Below are 10533 nucleotides of genomic sequence, written 5' to 3'. Positions count from 1 at the left end.
ACGCCACAAGATCTCGGAGGTGCCGGCAAGATGCTCTCGGCATCGCTGGCCATTCCCGAGCCGACCGCCGTCGCGATGCTACAGACGCAGCGCATGTTGTTCTCGCCGGTTGGCGATATCAAAGGCTTCGCCGATTTCCTCTGGGCCGACAGCATTCCAAAGCTGGTGCAGGCGCGGCTGATCGACAGCTTCGAGAATTACGATATTGCGCACGCCCCGTTGCGAACGACAGAATTGGGGCAGGCGGAATATCAGCTTCTGATCGACATCAGGCGTTTCCGCATTGCCACGGACGGCGAGCCGCGGGTCGAGATTGGACTGTCGGCACGGATCGTCGACAAGAATGGTAAGGTAACCGCATCCCGCCTGGTCGAGACCAGCGAGAAGCTCGACAAGGTCGAGCCGGCCGCCGCGGTCGCAGCGTTCGACGCAGGGTTCGCACGCATTGCCAGGGAGCTGATTGGCTGGACGGTCCAGGCGGTGTGACGCTTCCAAAGCTACTCGAGCGTCTTGAGATAGGACAGGAGGTCGTGGATCTGGTCGGGCTCGAGCTCGAAAGCGGGCATGTCGGCGTGGCCGGTATAGATACCTTCGGCGAGTGCTTCCTCGAGGGAATCGATCGCGTAGCGCCGGTGCAAGGTTCTGAAGGGCGGTGCGATCTTGAGCGGGCTTTCGGAACGACGGTCGATCGCGTGGCAGCGCGCGCAATTGGCGCGCGCATAGGCCTTGCCGCGTTGTTCGGCGGTTTGCGCGGCGAGCGCGGGAGTGATCAGGAGCAGCCCAATCAGGCCGTAGCGCAGCGCGGCGTGCAGCATGGAAATCGGTCCCGTTGAATTCTCGGCGCAGAGTAGGGCGGGGATGCGCGTCAAATTTGATCTGGGTCAATCGGCTTTGGCGGGGTGCAGTAAAATGCACTTGGCGCGGTTTCTGTCGATCGCGGATATTCGATGACGCCTGGGCGATGGATGAAGGCTTCCGTAACGATGATTGAGCCAAACGATCATTTTTGCAGCGACTGCGCGGTCCGCGGCATCGCGGTTTGTGCGTCGCTGGACCCGGCCGAGCTCGGGGAGTTCGAGCATCTCGGGCGCCGCGTTCATTTCGGAGCGGGAGAGACGGTGTTTTCCGAGGAGGATATTACGACCTCGTTCTACAACCTCCTCGAAGGCGTGATGCGGCTCTACAAGCTGCTGCCTGACGGTCGCCGGCAGATCGTGGGCTTCGCTTTGCCCGGCGATTTCCTCGGGATGAATCTGTCCGGCCGCCACAATTTTTCGGCCGATGCGATTGGTGCCGTGACCGTGTGCCAATTCGCCAAGACAGCTTTTGGCCGCTTCATGGAGGACCGGCCGCATCTGCTCAAGCGCATCAACGAGCTGGCGATTCGAGAGCTGAGCCAGGCGCGTGACCACATGGTCCTGCTCGGCCGTCGCTCGGCAGATGAAAAGGTCGCGACTTTTCTGCTCGGCTGGCGGGAGCGACTGGTCCCGCTGAAGGGCTCGTCGAATACTGTCCCCTTGCCGATGAGCCGGCAGGACATTGCGGACTACCTTGGCCTGACCATCGAAACCGTCAGCCGCACCTTCACAAAGCTGGAACGGCACGGTGCGATCGAGATCATCCATGGCGGAATCAGCCTGCGCGACCCCGCCCGGATCGAAGCCTTGGCCGCGGCATGACTCCCAACACCAGCTGGCCTCGCCCTCACTGATTTTTGATCCGGATCAATGACGGCAGTCGCGCCTCGCCAATAATGCCCCCACACAAAGGTCCGGGAGGGAATGATGCCGAATGACGCGCTGCTTGTGACCATGGCCGTGGTGGCCGTCTTTGTGGCATTTGCCTGGGCGCTGGCTTGGGCGGACCGACAGACGAGTGCGCGCAGGCTCGGTTCGGACACAAAGCGCTGAAGTTTCCAAAATCATTTTGATGCGCCTTCCGCGGCAGCTATCCGCCATTCCGCCGTGACCCGGCCTGATCGCGATTGGCTTTCTCTGCAACTCTGCATGGTCTGAATCGCATCGACGCATCCTGCGGGTGCGGATTGGTGGTGCTACCGCGACATTTTAACGGCACTTGCCTCAAACTGTCCCGTGCTTTCCGGTTGAAAAGACGGGCAACACTGACTACGCAGGAACTCCAGCGCTCGCAGTCTTAGGAGTCCCGGCGTGCCTCAGGACAAGACCGGCGACCCCCGGCACTCGTCGGGTAACAAACTGTCGGTCCTGCGCAAGCATCCGATCTTCGCGGATCTTGAGCCGGACGCGCTCGATCAACTGTGCCGCTATGCCAAGCACACCACGGTCAAGCGCGGCGCGACCATCGCCGCGAAGGGCGACCCCGGAAACAATCTGTTCGCGGTGATCACGGGAACAGTGAAGATTTCTTCGTCGTCGCCCGATGGCCGGAACGCCATTCTCAACTTGATCGGTCCGGGAGAGATCTTCGGCGAGATCGCGGTGCTCGATGGTGCGCCGCGGTCGGCCGATGCGACCGCCAACACCAATTGCGAACTCTACATCATCGATCGCCGCGACTTCCTCCCCTTTGTGAAGAGCCAGCCGGCGCTGGCAATGAAATTCATCGAATTGCTCTGCGCGCGGCTGCGCTGGACCAGCCAACAGGTCGAGCAGGTGATCCTGCAGAACCTGCCGGGCCGGCTCGCGAGCGCATTGCTCGGCCTCACCGAGGAGCGCAAGCTCGATTCGGGCAGTGGCACCCTCGCGATCACCCAGCAGGAGATCAGTGAAATGGTGGGGATGACGCGCGAGAGCATCAACAAACAATTGCGCGCATGGGCGGGCCGCAACTGGGTCCGCCTTGAGCATGGCGCCATCGTTGTGCTCGACACCGATGCACTGCGCGAGCTGGCCGAGAGCGGCCTCGACGGCGAGTGATTTTGCGGTCTAGCCGTCGATGATCCCGACTGCCGCCGGGCGCGGGGTATTTCGTAAAAGAAGAATTATGTTCCGATTGTCCCGCCGGGTGCCGCCTGGCGGATCAATGCAAGTCCAGCATCGATCGATGCCGCATTTGGCTTGGACTCAGAATGTCGCCCGCCCTAGGGACGACGTTGGCGAAATTACGCCGATGGGGCGCGTTCATAATAGACGAGGCGATCGTCTCGCCCAAACTCCAAGCCGCAACCAATAGCGGTCGAGCACAAAGCAGAGGAACGTCTATGGATACGATGAGCATCGTTACCGCGCATCCAGCATTGGCCGACGGCGCGGCCCGATTGCCGGGGAGCCGGCACCTGACGCACGGGTCCCCCGCAGGAGCGGGCGCGATGAGCACCGCACGGTCGCGGGCAGAGATCGTTAACCAGCCAGATTTACTCGACCCCGCCGCGCTATCCTACGAAGGTGGTGCAGTTGTAGCGCTTGACTTCACACCTGAAGTGGAGCGACGCAAGGCGGTCTGTAGCACCAGCCCAACGACGACATAATCAACTCAGGAGGAAAGCCCAGATGAAGACACTCATCGGTATCATCGCAGCCGCTACACTGGCTGTCTCGGCGCCGTTCGCGACTGCACGCGATTTCCGCTCGGCCGACGTCCATCCGGCCGACTATCCGACCGTCGAAGCCGTCAAGTTCATGGGCAAGCAGCTTGCGACCGCGAGCGGCGGCAAGCTCGGCGTCAAGGTATTTCCGAACGGGGCCTTGGGCTCCGAGAAGGACACCATCGAGCAGCTCAAGATCGGCGCGCTCGACATGATGCGGATCAACGCATCGCCGTTGAACAACTTCGTGCCGGAAACCGTCGCCCTGTGCCTGCCCTTCGTCTTCCGTGACACGCAGCATATGCGCACCGTTCTCGACGGGCCGATCGGCGACGAGATCCTTGCGGCCATGGAGCCCGCGGGGTTGATCGGCCTCGCTTACTATGACAGCGGCGCCCGTTCGATTTACACCGTCAAGGCACCGATCAAGTCGCTGGCCGACGTCAAGGGCCTGAAGATTCGCGTCCAGCAATCGGACCTCTGGGTCGGCATGATCCAGAGCCTCGGCGCCAATCCGACACCGATGCCGTATGGCGAGGTCTACACCGCGCTCAAGACCGGCCTGGTCGACGCTGCCGAGAACAACTGGCCCTCCTACGAGTCCTCGCGTCATTTCGAGGCTGCCAAATTCTATAACGTCACCGAGCACTCGCTGGCGCCTGAGGTCCTCGTGATGTCCAAGAAGGTCTGGGATACGCTGAGCAAGGAGGATCAGGCGATGGTCCGCAAGGCGGCGAAGGAATCGGTGCCGGTCATGCGCAAGCTCTGGGACGAGCGCGAGCAGGCGTCCCGCAAGACCGTCGAAGCCGCCGGCGTTCAGGTCGTCACGGTCGCGAACAAGCAGGAGTTTGTCGACGCGATGAAGCCGGTGTACCAGAAGTTCGCCGGTGACGAGAAGCTCCAGAGCCTCGTCAAGCGTATCCAGGACACCAAGTAAAAGCACGAGGGGACCAGATCCGGCGCTGCGCCTGCGCGGCGCCGGATCCTGACAAGGAGGGGCGGGATGACAGACCCACACGTTGCAGACAATGAGCAGGAGGCGGGCCGTCCGTCCACCAGTTTGTTGTCGCGGATCAATGCGCCTATTGCCCGTGCAGGCATGTATCTGTCCGTGAGCGGGTTGCTCGTCATCGTCACCATCGTGTTCTACCAGGTGTTCGGACGCTACGTGCTCAACTCCAGCCCAACCTGGACCGAAAACCTCGCGCTCGTCCTGATCCTCTATGTCACGCTGATCGGCGCCGCCGTCGGCGTGCGCGATGCCGGACATATCGGCATGGACAGTCTCTTGGTGATGCTTCCGGATCACCTGCGAGAGAAGGTCGAGCTCCTGATCCACGTCCTGGTGGCTCTGTTCGGTGTTGCCATGGCCTACAACGGCTGGATCCTCGGCGCGTCGGTCGGGACGGTGCATATCCCCAATCTCGGTTTCCCTGAGGTCGTTCGCTACGTGCCACTGGTCGCCTCCGGCATCCTGATCGTCTCCTTTTCGATCGAGCACATCATCGCGCTCCTGCGCGGCGAAGAGGTCGTCCCCTCATGGAACTGATTATTCTCGGCGCCACATTCTTCGGCTTTCTGGTTCTGGGCGTACCGGTCGCCTTCGCGATTGGCCTCTCGGCGATCTGCACCATCCTCTACGAAGGCCTGCCCGTTGCCGTCATCTTCCAGCAGATGATGTCGGGAATGAATATCTTCTCGTTCCTTGCCATTCCGTTCTTCGTCTTCAGCGGAGAGTTGATGCTCCATGGCGGCGTTGCCGACAAGATCGTGCAGCTCGCCAAAAATCTCGTCGGCCACATCCGCGGCGGCCTCGGCATGTCGAACGTGGTCGCCTGCACGCTGTTCGGCGGTGTCTCCGGCTCGCCCGTGGCCGACGTGTCGGCGATGGGCGCGGTGATGATCCCGATGATGAAGAAGGAGGGGTTCGACACCGACTACGCCGTCAACGTCACCACGCATGCCTCGCTCGTCGGCGCCTTGATGCCGACCAGTCACAACATGATCATTTATGCGCTCGCCGCCGGCGGCAAGGTCTCGATTGGGGCGCTGATCGCAGCGGGCCTGCTGCCGGCGCTGGTGCTGATGATTTGTATGCTGGTCGCCGCTTACGCGGTTGCAGTGAAGCGCGGCTATCCCGCCGGCAAGTTCCCCGGCTGGACGGAAGTGGTCCGCTCGTTTGCGGCCGCTTTGCCCGGCCTTCTGATCGTCGGCATCATCCTGACGGGTATCTTGTCGGGGGTTTTCACGGCAACTGAATCCGCCGCCGTCGCTGTCACCTATACGATCGTGCTGACGTTCTTCATCTACCGAACCATGACCTGGAGTAACTTCCTGCATGCGGCGGCCAAGGCGGTGAAGACCACGGGCGTGGTGCTGCTGTTGATCGGCGTCTCCACCATGTTCCAGTACCTGATGGGCCTCTATGAAGTCGCCGATTTCGCCGGCGACCTGATGAGCAAAGTGTCCACGCAGCCCTGGATGATCTTGCTGCTCATCAACATCATCCTGTTCCTGCTTGGCACCTTCATGGACATGGCGGCGACCATCCTGATCTGCACCCCGATCTTCCTGCCGATCGCGATGAAGGCGGGCATGGATCCGGTGCAGTTCGGCATGCTGATGCTGATCAACTGCGCCCTGGGGCTGAACACTCCGCCGGTCGGAACCACGCAGTTCGTCGGCTGCGCCATTGGCGGCATCTCGGTAGGCGCGGTGATGCGCACCATCCTGCCGTTCTACGCCGCCCTGATCGCCGCGCTGATGTTCGTGACCTACGTCCCGGCCTTCTCGCTGTGGCTGCCTCGTCTGCTGATGGGGTACAAAGGATAGCTGTCGTGCGTCCGCCGGCATTGGCCGGCGAACCGCGCTTGCGATAGTTTGCGTCACAGCAACAGGGAGAAACTGTCCGTGACTGATTATCGCAAGCTCTTCGATCTCACCGGCAAGGCCGCCGTGGTGCTTGGCGCCGCATCAGGCATCGGCAAATCGTCGGCCGAAGCACTGGCAGGGCTCGGCGCCCGCGTCGTCTGCGCCGATCGCGCGCTTGATGCGGCAGAGGCGACGGCTGCGGGCATTCGCGACACGGGTGGCTGGGCCGAGGCGGCGAGCTGCGATGCGTCGAGCGCTGTGGACGTCAATGCGCTCGCCAAGATCGTGATGCAGAAGTTTTCCCGGCTCGACATCGCGGTGACGACGCCCGGGCTCAACATCCGCAAGACCATCCTCGACTACACCGAGGAGGATCTCGACCGCGTGCTCAACCTCAACATTAAGGGCACCGTCTGGTTCTTCCAGGCATTCGGTCGCATCATGGTCGAGCAGAAGGGCGGCAGCATCATTGCCTGCTCCTCGGTGCGTGCGGTGACCATCGAGCCGGGCCTTGGGATCTACGGCTCGACCAAGGCGGCGATCGGTTTGCTGGTGAAGGGCTTTGCCTCCGAGGTCGGCCATGCCGGCGTGCGCGTCAACGCGATTGCACCGAGCATCGTCGAGACTGCGCTGACCAGCCCGTTCAAGCAGCGGCCCAACATCTACAATCTCTATGCCGGCCACACCGTGTTCAACCGCTGGAGCAGCGCCGACGAAGTCGCCACGGCCGTTGCCTATCTCGCCTCGGATGCCGCGAGCTATGTCAGCGGCAGCACGCTGTTCGTCGACGGCGGCTGGACCGGGATCGACGGGCCGCCGACCGGTCTCACCCAGCTGCACAAATAAGCTCCGTTTCTAGCTCGCAAAACCCATGCGCTGGCGCAGATCTTTCTGGTCTGCGCCGGTCAGCAACGCGATCAGCGCCGCCGCTTCCTTCGGATGCACCGCCTGCGCGGCGATGCCGGCCGTGTACATCGTCACCAGCTCGCATCCCGGCGGCAGCGGACCCGATAGCGCAATGCCGTCGGTCGCGATGATCTCGGTCGCCTGCGTGCATCCGATCGGCCGCGCGGCGGTGGACGTCGCCAGCTCGCGCATCGCCGTTGCGCCGTTCGGAAATATCCTCAGGCGCGACGTGACCTCATAGGCGATGCCGAGCTGATCCAGCACTTTTGCAACGTGTTGGCCCGCGGTGGAGGCCTTGGTATCAGGAACGTAGATGGCGTCTGCGGACCGCAGGACGTCGCGCAAATCGGCCTCCGTCTTCACGGTCACCTTGGGGTCGCGGCTGCGGACCGCCAACGCGGTCTCGACCCGGCCGACATCGGAGATCGAGGAGGGCGCCACAAGCTTCTCCGCGGCGAGCTTAGCAAGCAGAGCCTGTGTCAGGATCACGAGGTCCGCAGGTGTGCTTGCGCGCAGCTTATCGGCCATCACGCCGACCGCGCCGAATTCGCCGTCGATGCCAAAGCCGGTCTGTGCCTTGAAAGCCTCGGCAAGGCCGCGCACCAGCCCCTGCGCCGCACCGCCGCTCAAAATGTTCACTGTCGTCACGATGCAAGCTCCATGGCCGCGATGATCCTGTCGCGCGTAATCGGAAGGTCGCGCGCGCGCACGCCGAGGCAATCGTGAACCGCATTCGCGATCGCTGCCGTCACCGGGCCGTGTGCGGCCTCGCCGGCGCCGGCCGGCTCGATGTCCGGCCGCTGGATGATCTCGACATCCACGGCCGGGACCTCGCTGAAGGAGAGGATCGGGTAGTCCGCCCACGAGGTCGAGGTAATGTGGGTCGGATCGAAGCGGACGCGCTCCTTCAGCACCCAGCTCGTCGCCTGGATCGCGCCGCCTTCGATCTGGTTGATGACGCCATCAGGATTGATGGCCTCGCCGACGTCGATCGCAAGCGTCAGCCGTCTCACGCGGATATCGTCGGCGCCCTCGATCTCGGCAATCGCCGCGCAATAAGCGCCGGTGTTCTTGTAGCGGGCAAAGCCGACGCCGTAGCCGATGCCGGATTGCTTCTGCGGTTTCCAGCCTGCGCGACGTGCGACGGCGCGGATGACCTCACGGGCCCGCTCGTCGCGGAGATGTCGCAGGCGGAATGCGATCGGGTCTTCGCCCCGCAGGACCGCGATCTCGTCGAGCAGGGATTCGATCGCGAACACGTTACCCTGCGCGCCGAGGGTCCGCAGCGCCGAGGTGCGCACCGGCATGGTCAGCAGGCGATGGCTGGTAATGGTCCAGTCCGGAAAGTCGTAGAGCGGGACGGAGTTGCGATCCCCGCCGCCACCATTGGCGGGCGGCGGATTTGTGGAGATCAGGCGTGGATAGGGATTGGCGATCTCGCTTGCCGCCAACAGTGCGGGCTGGGCCGCGCGTCCAGGCCGTGCTGTATGGCCATTGCTCCAGATCGCATGGCGCCAGCCGACGATCTCGTTGTCGGCATCGAGATCGGCTTCGATCTCGATGGCCATCGCGGCACCAAACGGCGCGTGGAACATCTCGTCGTGGCGCGACCACTGCACCCGCACCGGACGGCCACTGGCGGCTCTTGCCAGCAGCGCGGCATCGAGCGCGACGTCGTCGGCGGCATTGTGCCCATAGCAGCCGGCGCCTTCCATGTGTTCGACGACGATGTTCTCGGCCGGCAGCTTGAGCACGATCGCGAGGTCAGCGCGGAGTAGATAGACGCCCTGGCTGTGCGTCCAGACGTGGACACGGTCGCCGTCCCAACGCGCCATCGCGCAGGACGGCGCGATCGAGGCATGCGCGATGTATGGGCGGGTATATTGCCGGCGGAGCGTACGTGCAGCTTTTGTCGCAGCCGCCGTCCTGGTGTCGATGATTGTTGTCTCGATCGGTTGGCGTCTCAGGAAACCAGCCAGATCGTTCTCATCCGGGAGCGGCTCCCCCGGCGACCATGTCGCGCCCTTGCGCAGGGCTTTCAGCGCGGCTTCAGCCGCAGCCTCGCTGTCGGCGACGACGCCGGCAAAGCCGCCGTCACGGACGATCGCGACGAGTCCGGAAACGCTGCGTGCGCGCTCCTCGTCCAGCCCGATCAACCTGGCGCCCGAGACGTTCGGCCGCAGCGCGCGCCCGTGCACCAGCTCGGGCAGAGCATGATCATGGATGAAGCGCGGTCGCGCGAACACCTTGTCGGGAATGTCGACGCGGTGGATGGAATGCCCGGCGACGCTGCGCGCAGCGGCGGACTTGACGACAGCGCCCGTCGTCGCATCGTGATCGAGCGAGACGTCGCCTGCAAGCTCCCAATAGCTGGTCGCGACATTGCCGGGGCCGTAGATCATGCCATCCTCGACACCGAGCAGCGCCGGATCGACGCCGAGGCGTTCCGACGCTGCTGCGAGAAAGCACAGGCGCACCTCGGCGCAGACGTGGCGCAGCGCGCGGCCGGATTGCTGGATCGACAGGCTGCCGGAGGTGACGCCTTCGTTCGGGCTCGCGGCCGTCGAGGCGCGGATCATCTCGATACGGCCGATCTCGACGTCGAGCTCGTCCGCCGCGATTTGCGCCAGCGCCGTGACGATGCCCTGGCCGATTTCGACCTTGCCGGGTGAGATCGCGACGCGGCCTTCGGCGGTGAACCGCACCCAGGACGACAGTCTTGGGTTGGCCGCAAGGCTCTGCGGCAGTTTCGGGTCGGGAGGCGGCGCGCTCATGATGTCGCCATCTCCGATGCCGCGCGCAGCACGGCGCGGACCATGCGGTTATGCGACCCGCAGCGACACAAATTGCGATCGAGCGCCGCTCTGACCTCCGCTTCCGTCGGCGATGGATTGTCGTTCAGCAGCGCCGCCGCGCTGATCAGGATGCCCGGGACGCAATAGCCGCATTGCATCGCCTGTTCGGAGATGAAGGCGCGCTGTAGCGGATGCGGTTGCTCGGCCGTGCCGAGGCCCTCCAACGTGACGACGTCCCTGTCAGCCACGGACCACATCGGCATGTCGCAGGATGTCATCGCCCGGCCGTCGACCATCACGCAACAGGCTCCGCATTGGCCCGCGCCGCAGCCGAAATGCGCACCGGTGATGCCAAGCGGGCCACGCAGCACGTCGAGCAGCGTCTGGTCCGGATCGGCATCGACTGCCACCGTCGCGCCGTTGAGCTGAAATTGAACGGTGGGCATGACCTGCTAG

At 63.6% G+C, this 10533-nt stretch carries 11 protein-coding genes; 7 read left to right on the top strand and 4 right to left on the bottom strand.

Annotated elements, in window-relative coordinates; translation table 11 throughout:
* Positions 1-486, top strand: a 486-nt coding sequence (locus AOQ71_RS48165) for an ABC-type transport auxiliary lipoprotein family protein (RefSeq protein ID WP_245317004.1), incomplete at its 5' end; no start/stop codon positions are given.
* An 11-nt stretch (positions 487-497) separates the two neighbouring features.
* Here AOQ71_RS48165 and AOQ71_RS19615 read toward each other — a convergent pair.
* A complete protein-coding gene (locus AOQ71_RS19615) occupies positions 498-815 on the bottom strand; it encodes a c-type cytochrome (RefSeq protein ID WP_057749514.1) in 318 nt (105 codons plus the stop codon).
* A 150-nt stretch (positions 816-965) separates the two neighbouring features.
* Here AOQ71_RS19615 and AOQ71_RS19610 point away from each other — a divergent pair, with 150 nt between their 5' ends.
* The 6 genes from AOQ71_RS19610 (at position 966) to AOQ71_RS19585 (ending at position 7222) form a co-directional block, all read left to right on the top strand.
* Complete coding sequence (locus AOQ71_RS19610) at positions 966-1679, top strand: helix-turn-helix domain-containing protein (RefSeq protein ID WP_057749511.1); 714 nt, start codon at positions 966-968, stop codon at positions 1677-1679.
* Positions 1680-2168: 489 nt separating this feature from the next.
* On the top strand, positions 2169-2897 hold the full coding sequence (locus tag AOQ71_RS19605) for a Crp/Fnr family transcriptional regulator (protein WP_057749508.1): 729 nt from the start codon (positions 2169-2171) through the stop codon (positions 2895-2897).
* A gap of 573 nt (positions 2898-3470) precedes the next feature.
* Positions 3471-4442: a TRAP transporter substrate-binding protein gene (locus AOQ71_RS19600; RefSeq protein WP_057749505.1), complete on the top strand. Its 972-nt coding sequence runs from the start codon at positions 3471-3473 to the stop codon at positions 4440-4442.
* 66 nt (positions 4443-4508) lie between these two features.
* Positions 4509-5054 carry a TRAP transporter small permease gene (locus tag AOQ71_RS19595; RefSeq protein ID WP_057749503.1) on the top strand — a complete coding sequence of 182 codons (546 nt, stop codon included), beginning with the start codon at positions 4509-4511 and terminating at the stop codon, positions 5052-5054.
* Positions 5045-6337: a TRAP transporter large permease gene (locus tag AOQ71_RS19590; RefSeq protein WP_057749500.1), complete on the top strand. Its 1293-nt coding sequence runs from the start codon at positions 5045-5047 to the stop codon at positions 6335-6337. The genes AOQ71_RS19595 and AOQ71_RS19590 overlap by 10 nt, the downstream gene beginning before the upstream one ends.
* Positions 6338-6415: 78 nt before the next feature.
* The gene (locus AOQ71_RS19585; RefSeq protein WP_057749797.1) at positions 6416-7222 is read left to right on the top strand and encodes an SDR family NAD(P)-dependent oxidoreductase; all 807 of its coding nucleotides are present in this window, start codon (positions 6416-6418) and stop codon (positions 7220-7222) included.
* Between the two features lie 9 nt (positions 7223-7231).
* On the opposite strand, the gene AOQ71_RS19580 is transcribed toward AOQ71_RS19585, so the two are convergent.
* From AOQ71_RS19580 to AOQ71_RS19570, 3 genes are read right to left on the bottom strand one after another with little or no spacing between them, the layout of a single operon-like run.
* Positions 7232-7930, bottom strand: a complete 699-nt coding sequence (locus AOQ71_RS19580; RefSeq protein WP_057749497.1) for a molybdate ABC transporter substrate-binding protein — start codon at positions 7928-7930, stop codon at positions 7232-7234.
* The gene (locus tag AOQ71_RS19575; protein WP_057749494.1) at positions 7927-10056 is read right to left on the bottom strand and encodes a xanthine dehydrogenase family protein molybdopterin-binding subunit; all 2130 of its coding nucleotides are present in this window, start codon (positions 10054-10056) and stop codon (positions 7927-7929) included. The genes AOQ71_RS19580 and AOQ71_RS19575 overlap by 4 nt, the downstream gene beginning before the upstream one ends.
* A complete protein-coding gene (locus AOQ71_RS19570; protein WP_057749491.1) occupies positions 10053-10523 on the bottom strand; it encodes a (2Fe-2S)-binding protein in 471 nt (156 codons plus the stop codon). The genes AOQ71_RS19575 and AOQ71_RS19570 overlap by 4 nt, the downstream gene beginning before the upstream one ends.
* Positions 10524-10533: the final 10 nt, after the last annotated feature.

The organism is Bradyrhizobium manausense (genome assembly GCF_001440035.1).
Classification (GTDB): Bacteria; Pseudomonadota; Alphaproteobacteria; order Rhizobiales; family Xanthobacteraceae; genus Bradyrhizobium; species Bradyrhizobium manausense.
This window is presented reverse-complemented; position numbering and strand designations above follow the sequence as displayed.